Genomic DNA, 18,584 nt, shown 5'->3' on the forward strand with positions numbered 1-18,584 from the left:
CTGTTCTGGGTTTGTGTGGCCTATAAATCGGGACGTGTCGGCAAATTTCAAGTTTCGGGGCGGATAATGCGGGCTTCCATCACGCCCCGCAGGGCGTTGCTGATGCAGATGTGTTCGGCGTTTGCCAGCATGTCGGCGCTGATACGGCTTTCTGCAACGCTGTCTGCACCGAGATAATGCTGTGGATTATCCAGAATTTCCTGCCGCATCACGCCGTTGAGAATGTCCAAATCCAAGGCGGGGGTGTGCCATTGGCCGTTGATTTTGACAAACACGCTGCTTCTGCCGCCTTCGAGCAACACGCCGTCGGTATTGAACAGCAGGCTGTCGAATGCGCCGTGTTGCTCGGCGGTCTGCCACGCAGCGTCAAAAGCGGCACGGCGGTCGGTTTTGAAGCGGCGCAGATAGTCGCAAACGGGTAGGGCGTTTGGTGAGAGCAGCAGGTTTTGGATGCCGGAAACGGGCTGAATCGGTGCATGGCTGAAGCTGAGGCCGTCTGAATTCAAGCTGATTTTCAGGCGGCTGTTTTCAGACGGCATGGCGGCGAGATAATGTTCGATTTGCTGCACATAATCGCTTGGAAGCCGGAGGTTTAAGGCGTGGGCGGCGGTTTTCAGACGGCCTAAATGGCGGTGCAGCAGGCGGCATTGGCGGTTGCGGACGTTTAAAGTTTCAAAAATGCCGAACGGCGGCGCAAGCTCGGTCAGGAAACGGGCTTTCCAGCCGCATTCCTGATATTCGCCCTGCGGGTCGCTGTCGATAACAATCCCCGAACCGACACCGTACACACCATGATAAACGTCGGCCCGTTCGGTTGGGGTCAGGCTTAAGGTGCGGATAACCACGTTCAACACGCCTTCAAAACCCAAGCCGCTGCCGCAGGGATTGAGATAGCCGATGCTGCCGGTATAAAGCCCCCTTGCTTCGCTTTCCAATGCCTGAATAATCTGCATACTCATGCGTTTGGGTGCGCCGGTAATCGAGCCACAGGGAAATGCCGCTCGAAAAATATCGGCTGCGCCGGTTTGCGGCTGCGCCTGCGCACTGATGGTGCTGGTCATTTGCCAAACGCTGCCGAAACGGCTTACTTTCAGCGGTTCGGGAACACGCACGCTGCCGGTTTGCGAAATTTTGCCCAAATCGTTGCGCAGCAAATCGACAATCATAATGTTTTCGGCACGGTTTTTCGGGTTGCTCTGCAAGATTTCCGCCCGCTGCTCGTCCAAACCGTCGTGCAAAATCGGCGCTGTGCCTTTCATCGGCTCGGTGGTGATTTGGCCGTCTGAATGGATTTTGAGAAACAGTTCGGGCGAAAAACACAGCGTCCAGCCGGTTGCCCCGTTTTGATCGGGCAAACAGGTCAGGGCGGCGTAGGGAACGGGTTGGCGCAGGCGGCGGTAAAGTGCAATCGGGCTGCCGTAGGTGTCGAAATGCAGGCGGGTGGTGTAATTGATTTGGTAAGTGTCGCCCCGGCGGATGGCATCGTGAACCGCCGCCACTGCCGCCAGATAATCCGCTTCGTTTGTGGACGATTGCGGCGTGGAAATACCGGCAAGGCCGTCTGAAAATTGATTCAGCCAGTCTTCAATGTCTACCTCGGCGCAATCGGCAAACCAATGCACCGCCAATACTCCGGATGCGTTTTCAGACGGCATGCCCATCAATGCCTGACCGAAAGTGTAGTCTGCACACAACACGGCATGCAGCCCGCTTTGCCAGCCCTGCTGTAAAACGTTATCGAGAAGGTGTAGGGAATCCGCAGTCAGGAAACGACTGTCTTTATGATTTTGATAGCATTTTGTCCGACCCGAAACAGCATCGTCGAACACAGCAAAAAAAGACGCAGCCTTGCTGCAAATATTTTCATTATACATGGTTTTTACATAAATTATCAGATGACGGCGGAAAAATACCGGAAATGTAATTTTCTGTAGTGTTTATCGGCGGGGTATGCGTTAAAATAAACCCAGAAAAGACAATCATATCATTCTCAAACACCAAACAGGAGCAAATATGACCGATCATCAGTTGAAACCATTCGAAGAAATCCAGTTGGACGACAAACAGGACAAATTGGAAATTTTTGAAAAATCCGTTTTGGAACACGAAGGTAAAGGCGAAGCCGAAGATTCCAACCGTGCGCCGCTGCCGGAAAACTATCCGTACAAACACCGTATGCGCCGCAGCGTTTACGAAAAAGAAAAGCAAAAGCTGCAAATCGAATTGTTGAAAGTACAAAGCTGGGTTAAAGATTCCGGCCAACGTGTCGTATGCCTGTTTGAAGGTCGCGATGCCGCCGGTAAAGGCGGTACCATCAAACGCTTTATGGAACACCTCAACCCCCGCGGCGCACGGGTGGTGGCATTGGAAAAACCGACCGACACCGAGCGCGGCCAATGGTATTTCCAACGCTACGTGCAAAACCTGCCGACTGCCGGCGAAATGGCATTCTTCGACCGCTCATGGTACAACCGTGCCGGCGTAGAACGTGTAATGGGTTTCTGCGAACCGAACGAATACCTGCTGTTTATGCGCCAAGCTCCTGAATTGGAACGCATGTTGGTGGCCAGCGGTATCCACCTGTTCAAATTCTGGTTCTCCGTAAGCCGCGAAGAACAGCTGCGCCGCTTCATTTCCCGCCGCGACGACCCGCTGAAACACTGGAAACTGTCGCCTGTGGACATCCAATCCCTCGACCGTTGGGACGATTACACCGAAGCGAAAAACGCCATGTTCTTCCACACCCACACCGGCGATGCACCGTGGACGATTATCCGTTCGGACGACAAAAAACGTGCCCGTCTGAACTGTATCCGCTACTTCCTGCACCAGCTGGACTATCCGGGCAAAGACGAAAAAGCCATCGGCAAAGTGGACGAAAAAATCGTTTTGGTACCGAATACCCGTTACAAAGAAAAAACCATGGATGTCGGCGTAGATTGATTTAAACGCTGAACGGAGATAAAAAGCGGCAAGAGCATTGCCGCTTTTTTTGCGTGTTTTTTTGGGAGGAGGAAGTTTACGGAATGGTTTTTCAGACGGCCTATAGTTAATCAACCGAAAAAATATGACACCACAGCGAGCCACCCTTCCCCTAACCCCTTCCCGCCAGCGGGACGGGGAACAAAGTGCAGGTGAACCAACTTAGCTTGCCGATTTGTACAGAAAATTCGGTGTTTTAACTATCTGCCGACAAGCCCCTGCTTGTTCCCCGAAATTCCTTCCAAACTGCCCGACAGTTATCAGGTAAGGGCGGGCAAGCGCCGAGGGTGCCGCCGCTGAAATCGCCTTGGCGGTGGAAGTCGCTGCCGCAGCTTGCCGACAGGCCGTAGCGTTCGGCGAGCAGGGCGTAGTTGAGGCTGTCGTTGCGGCTGCAGCTGCCGCTGTGGACTTCGATGCCGCTGCCGCCCAGTGATTTGAATTCTTCAAACAGGTTGCGTTTGGCGGTGGCGGAAAGTGAATAGCGCATCGGGTGGGCAATAACGCTCAATCCGCCGGCGGCTTTAACGGCGGCAACACAGTCGGCGAGTGTTGCCCATTCGTGTTTGACAGCGCAGGGTTTGCCTTCGCCCAGATATTTGGTAAACGCCTGCTGTTTGTTGCGTACATGGCCGCCGTTGATGAGAAATTCGGCGATATGGGTGCGGCTGGCCATTTCGGGGTTGGCGGCCAAGGCAAGCGAGCCTTCGTATGCGCCGGTGATGCCTTTCTTTTCCAGCTTTTCGGCAATCGCTGCCAGCCTTTTCAGACGGCCTTGGCGCACTTGTGCCAACAGGTTTTGCAGTGTGTCGCAGCGTTCGTCAAAATCCAAGCCGACCACATGAATGGTGCGGCCCCGCCATGTTACCGAGATTTCCACGCCGTTGATAAAGCGTAAACCGAGTTTGTCCGCTTCGGCACGGGCTGCGGCCAAGCCGCCGGTGTGGTCGTGGTCGGTCAGCGAGAGCATGGTGCAGCCGTTGGCATGTGCCAGCCGCACCACTTCGGCGGGGCTTAATGCGCCGTCTGAGATATTGGAATGGCAATGTAGGTCTATCATGGTTTTTTCTGTGAAAAGGCCGTCTGAAATTTGGTTCATTGATTTTCAGACGGCCTTGGAATCAATGTCTGCTGGTTGTTCTTCCGCTGCCGACAAAGCCTGCAAACGCCGTTGTTGGGCATCATAGGCGGCTTTGTCCTGCCAGTAAATGGTTTGGATGCACGCATCGCCGCAGTCCGAACCGCAGCATTCCCAGCTTTCGGGGCGCACGGGTTCGGCCAGCAGCGGCTCGCCCAACAGGGCTTCAGGCTTCGGGGTCGTATCCATCGGCAACTTCCAAGACTGCGCCGTCAAACTCAATCACTTCGCCGCCCCGAATTTTGGCGGTTTTGCGGGTTTCCACTTCGCCGTTGCGCAACACCAGCCCCTCGGCAATCAGGGCTTTTGCCTGTCCGCCGCTTTCGGCAAGACCGGCCAGTTTCAATAAGTCGCATAAGGCGATGTATTCGTTGGCTTCGAGATAAACCGTGGCTTCCATTTGGGATTTCCTGTTGATTTTTGTGCAATATTGTAGCATAGGCCGTCTGAAAACCGCAGGTTTCGCTAAAATTCGTTTTGCTCATTTTTCAGACGGCCTTGACAAGCATTCCGCTTCATATTATATTTTTGTAACATTTAAAAAAACTGATATAAAAGGAGTTGGATATGAAACGCAATGTCGGCGGTTTGGACCGTGCAATCCGCATTATCGTAGGCTTGACATTAATCATCGCTGCGGCGGCCGGTGTGATTGGCTGGTGGGGGTGGCTGGGCGTGTTGGTATTGGCCAGCGGGGTGTTTTCGTTTTGCGGTTTGTACAGTTTGCTTGGTGTGAATACGTGTCCCCGCAAATAGGCTGAGACCTTTGCAAATTCCCTATCTTTGGTACATTTCTTCGTTATGCGCTGCTATAACTTCGAACTGTACTCAAATCTAGGGTTTTGCAAAGATCTCATGCCGTCTGAAAAAGGTAAAATGATGAAAATTCAAACTATTTCGGCTGAAGAAGTGCAGCAGAAGCTGGCTGCCGGTGCGGTGTTGGTTGATGTACGCAGTGCGGCCGAATACGGGCGGGAATATATTGACGGTGCGGTCAATGTGCCGCTGGATCAACTCGGGAAACACGGTTTGCCGGACGGATTGGCCGGTGCTGCGGCGGTGGTGTTTCATTGTCAGTCGGGTATGCGTACGGCGCAAAATGCGGAAACATTGGCGCAGTCGGCGCAGGGAAAAACGGCGTATATTTTGGAACGGGGCATACAGGGCTGGAAGGATTCAGGTTTTGCCACGGTTATCAACCGCAGTCGGCCGCTTGATTTGATGCGGCAAGTGCAAATCGGTGCAGGCTCGCTGGCTTTGTTCGGCGCATTGGGCGGTTGGCTGGTGTCGCCGTGGCTGTATGTGTTGTGCGGTATGGTCGGTGCGGGGCTTTTGTTTGCAGGGCTGACCGGCTTTTGCGGCTTGGCACGGCTGCTGTTGCTGATGCCGTGGAACCGGAGTTTGCGACAACAGGCAAAATCAAGCTGATGTGTCTGCCATTGTGGTAAAATACGGCACGATATTTTTCATTTCAGCAACATTATGAACGTTGAAGCCCCACCGTATGCCGAGGCGGCCGACTTTTTGAAACTGTTGGCCAACTCCAACCGCTTGGCCGTGTTGTGCAAGCTGCACGAGCAACGCCGCAATGTAACCGAGCTGGCGCAGATTGCCGGTCTGCCGCAGGCCGCCATGTCCAGCCAGTTGGCCTTGCTGCGGGAAGCGGGTTTGGTCGCTTGCGAAGTCAATCATCGGGAGCGGCTTTACTATATTGCCGATGATCGTGTCGGCAAAATGATTGAATTGCTGTATTCGTTTTACTGCACGCCGTCTGAATAAGCGGCGCAGCCGACAAAGGCCGTCTGAAAATCATTTTTCAGACGGCCTTCGGTATGTCAAACCTGCTACAATACCGTTTCCGATTTTCTTCTGCACAACATAAATCCCTATGAATGCCCCAACCTATATTCCCCTGCGCCTGCACACTGAATTTTCGATTACTGACGGTATGGTGCGGATTAAAAACGTGGTTGCCCAAGCCAAGGCATACGGTTTGCCGGCGTTGGGCATCAGCGACCTGATGAATGAATTCGGGCTGGTGAAATTCTACAAAGCCTGCCGTGGGGCGGGGATTAAGCCCATCGGTGCGGCGGATGTGTGGATTGAAAATCCGGCTGCGCCCGACAAGCCTTTCCGTGCCATGCTGATGATCCGCAACACGCAGGGTTATCTGCGTTTGAGCGAGTTATTAACGGCGGCGTATGCGGGCGAGGGACGCAATGTTCATCATGCGGAATTGAAACAGAGTTGGCTGGCGGAGGGCGACAACAGCGGCTTGATTTGCCTGTCGGGAGCGCATTACGGCGAAGTCGGGGCGAATTTGCTCAACGGCAATGAGGAAGCGGCGGAAGCGGCGGTTCGGAAATATGCGGCGTGGTTTCCCGATGCGTTTTATCTGGAACTGCAACGCCTGCCCGAACGTCCCGAATGGGAAGTGTCGGTATCGGGAAGCGTGAAACTGGCGGAGCGTTTCGGCCTGCCGGTAGTGGCGACGCACCCGACGCAGTTTATGGACGAAACCGATTTTCAGGCGCACGAGGCACGGGTGTGCGTGGCGGGCGGCTGGGTGCTGACCGATAAAAAACGCCCCCGTGATTTTGCGCCGAGCCAGTATTTTATTGCGCCTGAAGTGATGGCCGAACGTTTTGCCGACCTGCCGGAAGCCTTGGAAAATACGGTGGAAATCGCCAAACGCTGCAATCTGCATATTACTTTGGGCAAAAACTTTCTGCCGCAGTTTCCCACGCCCGAGGGCATGAGTTTGGACGATTATCTGACGGTATTGTCCAACGAGGGGCTGCGGGAACGCATGGCGCAGCTGTATCCCGATGAATCGGAGCGGGCGGCAAAAATGCCCGAATATCAGGCACGGCTGGATTTTGAGTTGAACATCATTATCCAGATGGGTTTCCCCGGCTATTTCCTGATCGTACAGGACTTTATCAACTGGGCGAAAAACAACGGCTGTCCGGTCGGGCCGGGACGGGGTTCGGGTGCTGGCTCGCTGGTGGCGTATTCCCTGAAAATTACCGATCTCGATCCTTTGAAATATGCGCTGCTGTTTGAACGTTTTCTGAATCCGGAACGGGTGTCCATGCCCGACTTCGATGTCGATTTCTGTCAGGCAAACCGCGGGCGGGTGATTGAATATGTGCGGGAAAAATACGGTGCAGAGGCGGTGAGCCAAATTGTTACTTTCGGCACGATGTCGTCAAAAGCCGTGTTGCGGGACGTGGGGCGGGTATTGGAATTGCCGTTTATGCTGTGCGACAAACTGTCCAAGCTGATTCCGCTGGAGGCCAACAAGCCGCTGAGTCTGGAAAAGGCGATGGAAGCCGAGCCGCAGATTCAGGAAGTGATTGATGCCGAAGAAGCCCACGAGTTAATCGATTTGGCGAAAAAGCTGGAAGACCTGACCCGGGGCTTGGGGATGCACGCCGGCGGTGTGTTGATTGCGCCGGGCAAAATTTCCGATTTCAGCCCCGTGTATCAGGCGGACGAATCCGCTTCGCCGGTGTCGATGTACGACAAAGGCGACGTGGAAGATGTCGGTTTGGTGAAATTCGACTTTTTGGGTCTGCGCAACCTGACCATTATCGAAATGGCGCAGAACAACATCAAAAACACCACCGGTGAAACGGTCGATGTCGGCAAAATCCCGCTCGACGACCAAGCAGCCTATCAAATTTTCCGTGATGCCAATACCACCGCCGTGTTCCAGTTTGAATCGACCGGCATGAAAAAAATGCTGAAAACGGCGCACACCACCAAGTTTGAAGAACTCATCGCCTTCGTATCGCTCTACCGTCCCGGCCCGATGGACAATATTCCCGACTTTGTGGCACGCATGAAAGGTCAGCAGTTTGAATATATCCACCCGCTTTTGGAAGGTATCCTCGAACCGACTTACGGCATTATGGTGTATCAGGAACAAGTGATGCAGGCGGCGCAGATTATCGGCGGCTACTCGCTCGGCGGTGCGGATTTGTTGCGGCGTGCCATGGGTAAGAAAAAGCCCGAAGAAATGGTCAAACACCGTGAAATCTTCGCCGAAGGTGCGGCGAAACAGGGCATTCCCCGTGAAAAATCCGACGAAATTTTCAACTATATGGAAAAATTCGCCGGCTACGGTTTCAACAAATCCCACGCCGCCGCCTACGCCCTGATTTCCTACCAAACCGCATGGCTCAAAGCCCATTATCCCGCTGAATTTATGGCGGCAACCATGTCGAGCGAGTTGGACAACACCGACCAGCTCAAACATTTTTACGATGATTGCTGCGCCAACGGCATCGAATTTTTACCGCCCGACATCAACGAATCCGACTACCGCTTCATGCCGTTGGGCGGCAAGCAGATACGCTACGCACTCGGTGCTATTAAAGGCACGGGCGAGGCGGCGGTCGAATCGATTATTGCCGCCCGAAAAAGCGGCGGAAAATTCACCGGTTTATTGGATTTCTGCGAACGGGTCGGCAAAGAACACATGAACCGCCGCACCATCGAAGCACTGATTCGGGGCGGTGCATTCGATGCACTCGACCCCAACCGTGCCAAATTATTGGCCAACATCGAACTGGCGATGGGCAACGCCGACCAAAAAGCCGCCAACGCCAATCAGGGCGGGCTGTTTGACATGATGGACGATGTGATTGAGCCGGTCAGACTGCTCGAAGCCCCGATGTGGAGCGAATCGGAAAAACTCGCCGAAGAAAAAACCGTAATCGGCTTTTATCTGTCCGGCCACCCCTTCGGCCCGTATGAAGAAGAAGTCCGCCAGATTGCCCCGATCAAAATCAGCCGTCTGAAACCGCAAGAGAGCGTACGCATTGCCGGATTTGCCACCGCCATCCGCACCATGATGGGCAAGCGGGGCAAAATCGCCTTTATTACCTTGGAAGACCTGAGCGGCCAAGTCGAAATCCTGATTAGCGGCCAAGCCTTGGAACACTGCGCCGACATTCTCAAAGCCGACCAAGTGCTGATTATCGAATCCAGAGTCAGCAAAGACGACTATGGCGGCGGCGACGGCCTGCGGATACTCGGCAACCAAGTGATGACCCTGCAGATGGCACGCCAAAACTACGCCCGCAGCCTCAGCCTCAGCCTGCGCCCCGAACACGACATCGCCGCATTGGCCGCATTGTTGGGTGAAAAACCGCAGGCGGGCGGCAACATGATTCCGCTCAAACTCGCCTACGGCAACGAACACGCTTACGGCGAACTTGTGCTTCCACCCAAGTGGCGGATTCAGGCAAACGTCGATTTATTCGACCGCCTCGAACAACTGCTCGGCAGCCGTGCCGTCAGAGTGAATTGGTAAGCGGCGTAAACAGGCCGTCTGAAAACGGGATAGTCCGATTTTCAGACGGCCTTTTGTCGGGCGAACGATATCGGATAACAAAAAACCCGCCAGCCGCCAATCTGATGTAATACAAAGTTTCACGCTGCGGTTTTGATATGGGTTAGTAAATCAGATATTGCCGGAAAAATTTGTGATTAAAAATAAACAGGTTATTTTTTGTTAAAAAATGGCAGATTATTTTAGGGGGAATCTGTGATAAGGTATTTCCGATTGATGTAATGACGACAATAATCTGTATTTTTCTTACAGGGAAAGGCCTCAAAAAATGGAAAATTGGACGCAGACTCTAAGCACCCAGTCTTTGCTGGGTATTGCGGCGGCGGCGATTGTGCTGATTTTGGTGTTAATCGTCAAATTCCGCCTACATGCGCTGCTGACGTTGGTGTTGGTCAGCCTGCTGACGGCAGTGGCGACCGGCTTGCCGATGAACAGCATTGTGAACGATGTGTTGGTTAAAAATTTCGGCGGCACGCTCGGCGGCGTGGCGCTGCTGGTCGGCTTGGGTGCCATGCTCGGCCGTTTGGTGGAAACTTCGGGCGGGGCGCAGTCGCTGGCGGACGCTTTAATCCGTGTGTTCGGCGAAAAACGGGCACCGTTTGCCTTGGGCGTGGCATCGCTGATTTTCGGTTTCCCGATTTTCTTTGATGCCGGTTTGGTGGTGATGTTGCCGATTGTGTTTGCAACCGCCCGCCGCATGAAGCAGGACGTGTTGCCGTATGCGATGGCCTCTATCGGCGCATTTTCGGTGATGCACGTGTTTTTGCCGCCGCATCCGGGTCCGATTGCGGCATCCGAGTTTTACGGCGCCGGCATCGGCCAAGTATTGTTGATCGGTTTGCCGATTACCCTGATTACTTGGTATTTCAGCGGTTTTCTGCTGGGTAAAGTGTTGGGCCGTACCATTCATGTGCCGGTGCCGGATTTGCTCAGCGGCGGTGCGCAGGATGACGATTTGCCGAAACAGCCCGCCGGTGCGGCAACGGTTGTCGGCATTATGCTGATTCCGATGGTGCTGATTTTCCTGAATACCGGTTTGTCCACCTTAATCAGCCAAAAAGCCGTGGCCGCTGATGAAACGTGGGTGCAGGTGCTGCGTATGCTCGGTTCGACACCGGTGGCACTGCTGATTTCGGTATTGGCGGCACTGCTGATTCTGGGTGCAAAACGGGGCGAAAAAGCCGGCGCTTTGGAAAAAACGATAGACGGTGCGCTTGCGCCGGTCTGCTCGGTGATTCTGATTACCGGTGCCGGCGGTATGTTCGGCGGCGTGCTGCGTGCTTCGGGTATCGGTCAGGCTTTGGCCGACAGCATGGCGGATTTGGGCATTCCCGTATTGCTGGGCTGCTTCTTGGTAGCGCTGGCGCTGCGGATTGCCCAAGGCTCGGCAACCGTGGCACTGACTACCGCCGCTGCGCTGATGGCACCTGCAGTGGCGCAGGCAGGTTTCAGCGACTGGCAGCTCGCCTGCGTGGTTTTGGCAACCGCCGCCGGTTCGGTCGGCTGCAGCCACTTTAACGATTCTGGCTTCTGGCTGGTCGGCCGCCTGCTGGATATGGACGTACCGACCACGCTGAAAACATGGACGCTCAACCAAACTCTGATTGCCCTGATCGGCTTTGCCCTGTCGGCACTGATGTTCGCCATCGTTTAGGAGCGTGGAATGACCGTACATTTCGTGATTATGGGCGTATGCGGCTGCGGCAAAACCACGGCGGCACGCTCGCTGCAAAACAAACTCAACCAATGCCCGTATGCCGAGGGCGACGATTTCCACACGCAGGCCAACCGCGACAAAATGGGTGCAGGCATTCCGCTGACCGATGAAGACCGTTACCCGTGGCTCGGTAATCTGCGGGATTGGATGACGCAGCGGGCAGAAGAGGGGGCGGCGTATTCCGTGGTAACCTGTTCCGCCCTCAAACGCCAATATCGGGATATTCTGAGGCAGGCGCAAGGGCAGGTTGCCTTTATCCACCTCGCCCCGCCGCAGGCAGTAAACCTCGAACGGATGCTGGCTCGCAAAGGCCATTATATGAAAGCCGGTATGCTCGACTCGCAACTGGCGATTTTGGAAGAACTCGCCGCCGACGAATACGGCGTGAAAATCAGCAACCCCGGCAGTCCCGAAGCCGTAGAAGCCGATATGCTGGCTTGGCTGCAGGCTGAAAAACTGCTGTAGTATTTCCGTATCGCCAAATCAAACCATGCCGTCTGAAAACTCGCTTTGTTCGTTTTCAGACGGCATGGTTTTTTGGAAACATTATAGTGAAATAATTCCAAAGCAAAACAAGGCAGTAAGTCGAATCCAGCGCTGTAGTGCTTTGAAGTTATTTCACTATATCAAAACATCTTCTGCGAATCCAACAACAGCGTAACCGGCCCGTCGTTGCACAGCGACACCTGCATATGCGTTTGAAAACGCCCCGTCTCCACCGTCAGCCCGTGGCTGCGGAGCAGATCGGCAGTGTGGCGGTAGAGCGTGTCCGCCTGAGCGGCGGGCGCGGCGGCGGAAAAAGACGGCCGCCTACCGCTGCGGGCATCGGCATACAGAGTAAACTGCGACACCAGCAGCACCGAACCGCCGACATCTTTCAGCGACAGATTCAGCTTGCCCGCATCGTCTTCAAAAATTCGCAAATGAGCGATTTTATCGGCAATATAACGGGCATCGCTTTCCGTATCGCCGTGGGTTACGCCCAGCAGCACCATAAACCCCTGAGCGATCGCACCGGCCGTTTCTTTCGCCCCGTTCTCATGGCAGACATCGACTTGGGCATGGCTGACTTTTTGAATCACTGCACGCATTGTCGTTCCTTTGTATGAAATGATGGGAAATCATATAGCGAAAACGGGTTGTTTGCCAGATAAAGTGAAGTTATATCGTGAATTCACTTTAAAAGTATTACAGCGTTGGCTCGCACGGCTCAAAGAGAACGGTTTTTGTAACCGGATGAAACAACAATCCGGACAAAACCTGTCCCGTACTACCTGTACTGTCTGTGGCTCGCCGCCTTGCCCTCTTTTAAATTTCACATTGATGCCGTCTGAAAACCGTAGGTTTCGCCAAAACGAGTGTAGCGAGTTTCTGCGAAGCTAAAACCCGATTTTCAGACGGCCTTTTTTTATGCTTCCTACATTTCCTGCACATCAACATCAACCGACCAGCGGATATTGGGCTGACGGTTTTGCTGCAGCATTTGAACCCACAGCGAAACGGCTCGGTGCAGATCTTTGCGGGACGGGGATTCGAGGAAAATCTGCGCCCGTTCCCGTTCGGCGAGGCGCACCATCAGCATGGGGACTGCGCCGAAACAGGCAACGTTTTCGGGTAACAGGAGTTCAAGTTCTGCTTTGATTTCATTGAGAAAACCGGCGGCTTCGGCAAAGGTCGGGGCATCGGCACGGATAGCGGTTTGGAAACCGAAGGGCGGCATGGAAAAGGGTTGGCGTTCCAGCAGCGCCTGTTCGGCAAAGCGGCGGTAGTCTTGCGCTTTGACGGCGGCGAAGACGGGGTGATCGGGCAGTTGGGTTTGGATTAACACGTGTCCGGCGCTGTCGGCACGTCCGGCACGTCCGGAAACCTGCATCAGTTCGGCAAACAGGCGTTCGGGCGCACGGAAGTCGGAGCTGTAGAGGCTTCCGTCGGCGTTGAGGACAATCACCAGATTGAGGCGGGCGAAGTCGTGGCCTTTGGCGAGCATTTGCGTGCCGACCAGAATGTCGATTTCTTCGCCGGCGATTTGGCGGTAGAGTTCCGCCCAGTCGTTTTTGTGGGCGGTGCTGTCGCGATCGACCCGCACCACTTTGGCATTGGGAACGGCCAGCCGCAGGGTTTCTTCGACACGCTGCGTGCCGAAGCCGACGGCAGTCAAATCCTGATTGCCGCAGTCGGGGCATTTGTAGGGAACGGGCTGGCGGTAGTCGCAATGGTGGCAGCGCAACTGTTTGGCACGCTGGTGCAGCACCATTTTGGCGGAGCAGTTGGGGCAGCCGAAAGTGTGGCCGCAGTCGCCGCAAAACAGGGCGGGCGCAAAACCCCGCCGGTTGAGGTACACCAGCGACATGCCGCCTTGTTGGTGATTTTGCTGCAACAGTTTCAACGCCTGCGGCGAGAAGCCGTTGTCCATTTTCAGGCGGCCTACATTGAGGATTTCGACTACGGGCAGACGGGCGGCGGCATGGCCGCGGCGGGTAAGTTCGAGCAGGCGGTAGGTGCCGCTTTGGGCTTTGTGCCAGCTTTCCAGACTCGGCGTGGCGCTACCCAACACAATCGGGCAGTTGTGCTGTTTGGCACGCCATACCGCCAAATCACGGGCGTGGTAGCGCAGCTCGTTGTCTTGTTTGAACGAAGTATCGTGTTCTTCATCGACCACAATCAGCCCGACATCGGGCAGCGGCGTAAACACGGCAAGGCGGGTGCCGATAATCAGCCTTGCCTGACCGAGCAGCGAGCGCAGATAGTCCTGCGTACGTTTGCCGGCGGCGGTTTGGCTGTGCAGCACAGCCAGCGGCACATCGCCGAAGCGTTCGCCGATGCGTTTTAAAAGCTGCGGCGTGAGGTTGATTTCGGGCAATAGAAACAAAACCTGTTTGCCCGAAGCCAAGACTTTTTCCACCGCATCGAAATAGACTTCGGTTTTGCCACTTCCGGTAATGCCGTAGAGCAGAAACGGTTGGAATCGGCCGAAGGCCGTCTGAATTTCGGCGGCGGCGGCCTGCTGTTCTTCGTTGAGGGTATGGCGAGGGGCGGCGGCGTGCGGCGGAATTTCGGCGGTGCAGTCTGTCCAGCCCTGCTGCTGCCATGCGGCAACGGTTTTTTCCGCCTGTGCATGAATCCGTTTCAAATCTGCCATGTCCACGCCGTGCGCCGTTTCCGCCAATGCCGCCCACAGCGCCGCCTGTTTGCGGAAACGGGCGGGCGGTGCGGGCTGTTGCCGTCCGATGGCATTGAGGCGGTAAAACAGCGGCGGCTGCGGTAGGGCAACGGCTTTGGGTTCTTTCAAACCGTGCGGTAGCGCCGTAAATACCGCCTGCCCGAGCGGATAATGGTAATAGCGTGCCGTAAACGAAAGCAGCGCCTGCCAGTCGGGAGGGAGCAGCGGTTCGCCGTCAAAAACTTCCTGTATTGGCAGGATTTTCGCCGCCGCAATCTGCGGCTCAACCCTCGCCGCCCACACAACCCCCACCTGCGGCCGGTTGCGGAACGGCACGACCACCCGCCGCCCGACAGGCAATGCTTCGGGGTGAACATAAGTCAAAAGGCCGTCTGAAAGCGGCACATTGAGGGCGATATGGTGGTAAATCATGATAATCGGCAATCGGTGGCGGGTTGGGGGCGTAGTTTGTCGGATTTCATGCCGTCTGAAAATCTATAGTGAAATAACCGAATTTTCCATACAAAAGCAGGGCAAGGCGCAGGCTGGGTTGTAATCCGGCATAATGTGAAATCCAGCGACCCCGTGCGTGCTTTGGCACACACGCTACACCGAACTCATCAGTAGCACAGGTCTGTTAATGTATCGTGAATTTAAAAAGTGTGCGTGAAATTTAGTTAATTCACAATATAGTGAATCCACTTAATAATCCATACAATTTAATCCGATACTTGTAGGGTGCGAGCCAAAGCACGCACCTGTTCTGTGAGTTTTATGTCGAAGCCGTCTGAAAATCTGATTTTAGCTTCGCAGAAACTCGCTTTGCTCGTTTTCAGACGGCTTTCATGTGGAATTTAAAGAACACGTGCCTGCTTAGGCAAGCACGCTACACACCGTTCCCCGTCCCGCTGGCGGGAAGGGTGGTTCACTTTGGTTGTAATATTTTTTTGGTTAATTCACTATATATTGCTGAACGGCATACTTTTGCTCCCCGACAATTCCCCGTTTAATCATGTTCGGGAAAGTCGGGTAAATACACATCGAAGCGGGTGCTTTTGCCTTCGTAGCAGTAGGCGGGCGTTTGGCCGGCGAGGTGTGTGCCGAGGCGGGGGCGTTTGACCACCACCCGTTTTTTGGCAACGGCTTTGGCGGCGGCGAGCAGGCCGGTTTCGTCTTGGGCTTCGGCAATCAGGCCGTGGAAATACGCCATTTCTTTTTTGACGGCGGCGGATTTTTTGCGTTCGGGATACATCGGGTCGAGATACACCACATCGGGGCGGCATTCGGCGGCGAGTGCTTTCATCAGCGTGCAGGCGTTGCCGAAGTGCAGCGTGATGCGTGCGGCTGCTGTGGCGGTGTCGCTGTCGGCGGCTGCGGCACGGTTGAGGCCGTCTGAAAGCAGACAGGCAACGGCGGGGTTTTGCTCGAATGTGGTAACGTTCAGACCCAGCGAGGCCAAGACGAAGCTGTCCCGCCCCAAGCCGCCGGTTGCGTCCCACACGGTGGGGCGGGCGGTGTGGGCAACGGCTTTGGCAATCAGTTCGCCGCCGCCTTTGGTGCGCCGGTATTGGGCTGTACCACCGGCAAAGTCCACCCGCACCCTGCCTTTTTCTCCGGCACGGCACAAGCTGATGCCGTCTGAATCCGCCGTCAGATATTCGCCTTGCGGCGGCGGGGCGGATATGCTCGGCAAACCGAATGCGGCGGCTTGAGCTGTGGCGTTTGCGGGTGCATCGGGGGCAAGGTAGAACGGGGTCATAACGGGTTACCCAGCGTTTTCAGACGGCCTGTAAACGGGAGGGCTTTGCCTTTTTTGCCCCGTTTGCCGCCGATGTCGGCAAGGGAAATGCGGTGCTGATGGGCGGCACCCCGTTTGCCTTCGCTTTCGGCGTGGATTTCGGGCGTGGAGACAACGGCGGTAAACGCCAGTTGGTCGCCTGCGTCGAGACTCATCAACTGTAAACCTCTGCCTTTTGCCATAACTTTCAATTCGTTGAGGGTGAAGGCGAGGGCTTTGAGGCCGTCTGAAACGGCAACGACTTTGCAGTCGGGGTTAATCAGCGAGGAGGCGAATACGCTGACCGGCGGCAAGACGGTTTCGCCTGCGTCCAAGCTCATCACGGCTTTACCGGCTTTGATTCTGCCGCTCATGTCGCCGAGTTTGGCGATAAAGCCGTAGCCGCCGCTGCCCGCCAGCAGGTAATGTTGTTCGGGAAGGCCGGTCATCATGGCGGCGGCCTGTGCGCCGTTTTGCAGCTCGATGAGCGAGGACACGGGTACGCCGTCGCCCCGTCCGCCGGGGATTTCGGCGGTATCGAGGGTGTAGGTTCTGCCTTGGGTGTCGAGTATCACCACCGGCCATACGGTGCGTCCTTCGATGACTTGTTTGAGGCTGTCGCCTTCTTTAAACGAGGTTTGGCTCAGGTCGAGATTGTGTCCGGCACGGCTGCGTATCCAGCCTTTTTGCGACAGAATCAGCGTAACCGGCTCGTCGGCGGTGGTGTGTGTGAGTGCGGCACGGTCGGCTTCCTGCACCAGTGTGCGCCGCTCGTCGCCAAACTGTTTCATGTCCGCCTGCATTTCTTTGATGATGAGCTTTTTCTTTTCGTGTTCATCGGCAAGCAGCAAATTCAGACGGCCTTGTTCCGCCAATAATTCGTTTTGTTCTTTTTCCAGCTTGAAGCCTTCCAAACGGGCAAGTTGGCGCAGGCGGATTTCCAAAATGTCGTCGGCTTGGATTTCGCTCAGGCCGAATGCCGCCATCAGTTCGGGCTTGGGTTCGTCCGATTCCCGAATCACTTTGATGACTTCGTCGATATGCAGGAATACGATAAGGCGGCCGGCGAGAATGTGCAGGCGTTTTTCCACTTGGGTGAGGCGGAAGGCAAGGCGGCGGGTAACGGTGGCAACACGGAAATCCAGCCATTCCTGCAAAATGGTTTTCAGGTTTTTCTGCGCCGGACGCTGATCCAAGCCCATCATCACCAGATTGACGGAAACATTGCCTTCCAGCGAGGTTTGCGCCATCAGCGTGTTCATAAAGGCATGAGGGTCGAGGCGGCTGGATTTCGGTTCGAACACCAAGCGGATCGGGTGTTGCCCGTCGCTTTCGTCCCGCACTTTTTCAATCAGGTCGAGCATCAGTTTTTTGGTGTTGAGCTGGTCTTGCGAAAGCTGTTTTTTGCCTGCTTTCGGCTTAGGGTTGGTCTGCTCTTCGATTTCGGCAAGGATTTTCTGGCTGCTGGTGTTGGGCGGCAACTGGGTAACAATCACCCGCCATTGGCCGCGCGCCAGTTTTTCGATTTCATAGCGGGCGCGTACCCGCACGCTGCCTTTGCCGCTTTCGTAAATCTGCTGCAAATCGTGGGCGGGCGTGATAATCTGACCGCCGCCGGCAAAATCGGGAGCGGGAATATACTGCATTAAATCAGCGGTTTGCAGAGACGGTTTTTTCAGCAGCGCAATCGCCGCCTGAGTTACTTCGGTTAGATTATGCGGCGGGATTTCGGTCGCCATGCCCACGGCAATGCCCGAAGCGCCGTTGAGCAGCACCATCGGCAATCTGGCCGGAAGCTGGGTCGGTTCTTCAAATGCGCCGTCGTAGTTCGGCACAAAATCCACCGTTCCCTGATGGATTTCCGACAGCAGCAATTCGGCAATCGGCGTGAGTCTTGCCTCGGTATAACGCATCGCCGCCGCACCGTCGCCGTCGCGCGAACCGAAGTTGCCGATGCCGTCGATTAGGGGATAACGCAGGGTAAAATCCTGCGCCATGCGCACCATCGCTTCATACGCCGAGCTGTCGCCATGCGGATGGTATTTACCTAGAATTTCGCCGACCACACGGGCGGATTTCACCGGTTTCGCACCCGAAACCAAGCCCATATCCCGCATGGCATATAAAATCCGCCGCTGCACCGGTTTTTGGCCGTCTGAAACTTCAGGCAAGGCCCGGCCTTTGACCACGCTCATGGCGTATTCCAAATAAGCACGCTCGGCATAGCGGCCGAGCAGCAGACGTTCGCCGTCAATCGGCGCGGCAACAGTTTGATCGTTCATGGTTGGCACATAGAAATAAGAATGGGCATATTGTAAAGCAAAACCGGTTTTTCTGCTAAACCGTCGGAGCGCTTAGGCCGTCTGAAAACAAGTAAGCCGAGTTTCTGCGCAGTTAAAACCGCAATCGGCTTTCCCCATGCCGAAAGCCGCAAAATATGTTATAAATAAA

15 protein-coding genes are annotated in these 18,584 nt (G+C 55.1%); 7 read left to right on the forward strand and 8 right to left on the reverse strand.

What is annotated here, in order from left to right; translation table 11 throughout:
- Positions 1-47: 47 nt before the first annotated feature.
- Entirely contained in the window at positions 48-1,874 is a 1,827-nt protein-coding gene (locus PJU73_RS00415) for a bifunctional chorismate-binding protein/class IV aminotransferase (protein WP_237091697.1), read from the reverse strand.
- Positions 1,875-2,013: 139 nt separating this feature from the next.
- On the opposite strand from PJU73_RS00415, the gene ppk2 reads away from it, so the two are divergent.
- Complete coding sequence (gene ppk2 / locus PJU73_RS00420) at positions 2,014-2,943, forward strand: polyphosphate kinase 2 (RefSeq protein ID WP_237091695.1); 930 nt, start codon at positions 2,014-2,016, stop codon at positions 2,941-2,943.
- Between the two features lie 235 nt (positions 2,944-3,178).
- Here ppk2 and PJU73_RS00425 read toward each other — a convergent pair whose 3' ends face one another.
- Genes PJU73_RS00425 through PJU73_RS00435 form a run of 3 tightly spaced genes read right to left on the reverse strand, consistent with a single transcriptional unit; the run spans position 3,179 to position 4,517 of the window.
- On the reverse strand, positions 3,179-4,039 hold the full coding sequence (locus tag PJU73_RS00425; RefSeq protein WP_237091694.1) for a PHP domain-containing protein: 861 nt from the start codon (positions 4,037-4,039) through the stop codon (positions 3,179-3,181).
- A gap of 45 nt (positions 4,040-4,084) precedes the next feature.
- Complete coding sequence (locus PJU73_RS00430; RefSeq protein WP_237091692.1) at positions 4,085-4,306, reverse strand: hypothetical protein; 222 nt, start codon at positions 4,304-4,306, stop codon at positions 4,085-4,087.
- Positions 4,284-4,517, reverse strand: coding sequence for an RNA-binding S4 domain-containing protein (locus tag PJU73_RS00435; protein WP_237091691.1), 234 nt, complete (start codon positions 4,515-4,517; stop codon positions 4,284-4,286). Before PJU73_RS00435 ends, PJU73_RS00430 begins: the two co-directional genes overlap by 23 nt.
- A 167-nt stretch (positions 4,518-4,684) precedes the next feature.
- Between PJU73_RS00435 and PJU73_RS00440 the strand changes: the two genes are divergently transcribed.
- The 6 genes from PJU73_RS00440 to PJU73_RS00465 all read left to right on the forward strand — a co-directional run bounded on the left by PJU73_RS00440 (position 4,685) and on the right by PJU73_RS00465 (position 11,661).
- Positions 4,685-4,873: a YgaP family membrane protein gene (locus PJU73_RS00440; protein ID WP_237091690.1), complete on the forward strand. Its 189-nt coding sequence runs from the start codon at positions 4,685-4,687 to the stop codon at positions 4,871-4,873.
- A 123-nt stretch (positions 4,874-4,996) separates the two neighbouring features.
- Positions 4,997-5,545 (forward strand): rhodanese family protein, encoded by a 549-nt coding sequence (locus PJU73_RS00445; RefSeq protein WP_237091699.1) that lies wholly within the window; start codon positions 4,997-4,999, stop codon positions 5,543-5,545.
- 54 nt (positions 5,546-5,599) lie between these two features.
- Complete coding sequence (locus PJU73_RS00450) at positions 5,600-5,896, forward strand: ArsR/SmtB family transcription factor (RefSeq protein ID WP_237091689.1); 297 nt, start codon at positions 5,600-5,602, stop codon at positions 5,894-5,896.
- Positions 5,897-6,005: 109 nt separating this feature from the next.
- Complete coding sequence (gene dnaE, locus PJU73_RS00455) at positions 6,006-9,440, forward strand: DNA polymerase III subunit alpha (RefSeq protein ID WP_237091687.1); 3,435 nt, start codon at positions 6,006-6,008, stop codon at positions 9,438-9,440.
- A gap of 307 nt (positions 9,441-9,747) precedes the next feature.
- Positions 9,748-11,133: a GntP family permease gene (locus PJU73_RS00460; protein ID WP_237091685.1), complete on the forward strand. Its 1,386-nt coding sequence runs from the start codon at positions 9,748-9,750 to the stop codon at positions 11,131-11,133.
- Positions 11,134-11,142: 9 nt separating this feature from the next.
- A complete protein-coding gene (locus tag PJU73_RS00465; protein WP_237091684.1) occupies positions 11,143-11,661 on the forward strand; it encodes a gluconokinase, GntK/IdnK-type in 519 nt (172 codons plus the stop codon).
- 161 nt (positions 11,662-11,822) lie between these two features.
- Here PJU73_RS00465 and dtd read toward each other — a convergent pair whose 3' ends face one another.
- The 4 genes from dtd to parC form a co-directional block, all read right to left on the reverse strand.
- A complete protein-coding gene (gene dtd, locus PJU73_RS00470) occupies positions 11,823-12,287 on the reverse strand; it encodes a D-aminoacyl-tRNA deacylase (protein WP_237091682.1) in 465 nt (154 codons plus the stop codon).
- Between the two features lie 326 nt (positions 12,288-12,613).
- Positions 12,614-14,788: a primosomal protein N' gene (locus PJU73_RS00475; RefSeq protein ID WP_237091680.1), complete on the reverse strand. Its 2,175-nt coding sequence runs from the start codon at positions 14,786-14,788 to the stop codon at positions 12,614-12,616.
- 574 nt (positions 14,789-15,362) lie between these two features.
- Complete coding sequence (locus PJU73_RS00480; RefSeq protein ID WP_237091679.1) at positions 15,363-16,115, reverse strand: class I SAM-dependent methyltransferase; 753 nt, start codon at positions 16,113-16,115, stop codon at positions 15,363-15,365.
- A complete protein-coding gene (parC, locus tag PJU73_RS00485) occupies positions 16,112-18,415 on the reverse strand; it encodes a DNA topoisomerase IV subunit A (RefSeq protein ID WP_237091677.1) in 2,304 nt (767 codons plus the stop codon). Before parC ends, PJU73_RS00480 begins: the two co-directional genes overlap by 4 nt.
- Positions 18,416-18,584 lie beyond the last annotated feature (169 nt).

The organism is Neisseria lisongii (genome assembly GCF_028463985.1).
In the GTDB taxonomy this organism is placed as follows: domain Bacteria; phylum Pseudomonadota; class Gammaproteobacteria; order Burkholderiales; family Neisseriaceae; genus Neisseria; species Neisseria lisongii.

Coding starts and splice junctions, on each gene's coding strand:
- PJU73_RS00465 (WP_237091684.1), top strand. CDS start 11,143: ATGACCGTACATTTCGTGATTATGGGCGTATGCGGCTGCGGCAAAACC.
- PJU73_RS00440 (WP_237091690.1), top strand. CDS start 4,685: ATGAAACGCAATGTCGGCGGTTTGGACCGTGCAATCCGCATTATCGTA.
- dtd (WP_237091682.1), bottom strand. CDS start 12,287: ATGCGTGCAGTGATTCAAAAAGTCAGCCATGCCCAAGTCGATGTCTGC.
- PJU73_RS00435 (WP_237091691.1), bottom strand. CDS start 4,517: ATGGAAGCCACGGTTTATCTCGAAGCCAACGAATACATCGCCTTATGC.
- dnaE (WP_237091687.1), top strand. CDS start 6,006: ATGAATGCCCCAACCTATATTCCCCTGCGCCTGCACACTGAATTTTCG.
- ppk2 (WP_237091695.1), top strand. CDS start 2,014: ATGACCGATCATCAGTTGAAACCATTCGAAGAAATCCAGTTGGACGAC.
- PJU73_RS00475 (WP_237091680.1), bottom strand. CDS start 14,788: ATGATTTACCACCATATCGCCCTCAATGTGCCGCTTTCAGACGGCCTT.
- PJU73_RS00445 (WP_237091699.1), top strand. CDS start 4,997: ATGAAAATTCAAACTATTTCGGCTGAAGAAGTGCAGCAGAAGCTGGCT.
- PJU73_RS00460 (WP_237091685.1), top strand. CDS start 9,748: ATGGAAAATTGGACGCAGACTCTAAGCACCCAGTCTTTGCTGGGTATT.
- PJU73_RS00450 (WP_237091689.1), top strand. CDS start 5,600: ATGAACGTTGAAGCCCCACCGTATGCCGAGGCGGCCGACTTTTTGAAA.
- PJU73_RS00430 (WP_237091692.1), bottom strand. CDS start 4,306: ATGGATACGACCCCGAAGCCTGAAGCCCTGTTGGGCGAGCCGCTGCTG.
- PJU73_RS00480 (WP_237091679.1), bottom strand. CDS start 16,115: ATGACCCCGTTCTACCTTGCCCCCGATGCACCCGCAAACGCCACAGCT.
- parC (WP_237091677.1), bottom strand. CDS start 18,415: ATGAACGATCAAACTGTTGCCGCGCCGATTGACGGCGAACGTCTGCTG.
- PJU73_RS00425 (WP_237091694.1), bottom strand. CDS start 4,039: ATGATAGACCTACATTGCCATTCCAATATCTCAGACGGCGCATTAAGC.
- PJU73_RS00415 (WP_237091697.1), bottom strand. CDS start 1,874: ATGTATAATGAAAATATTTGCAGCAAGGCTGCGTCTTTTTTTGCTGTG.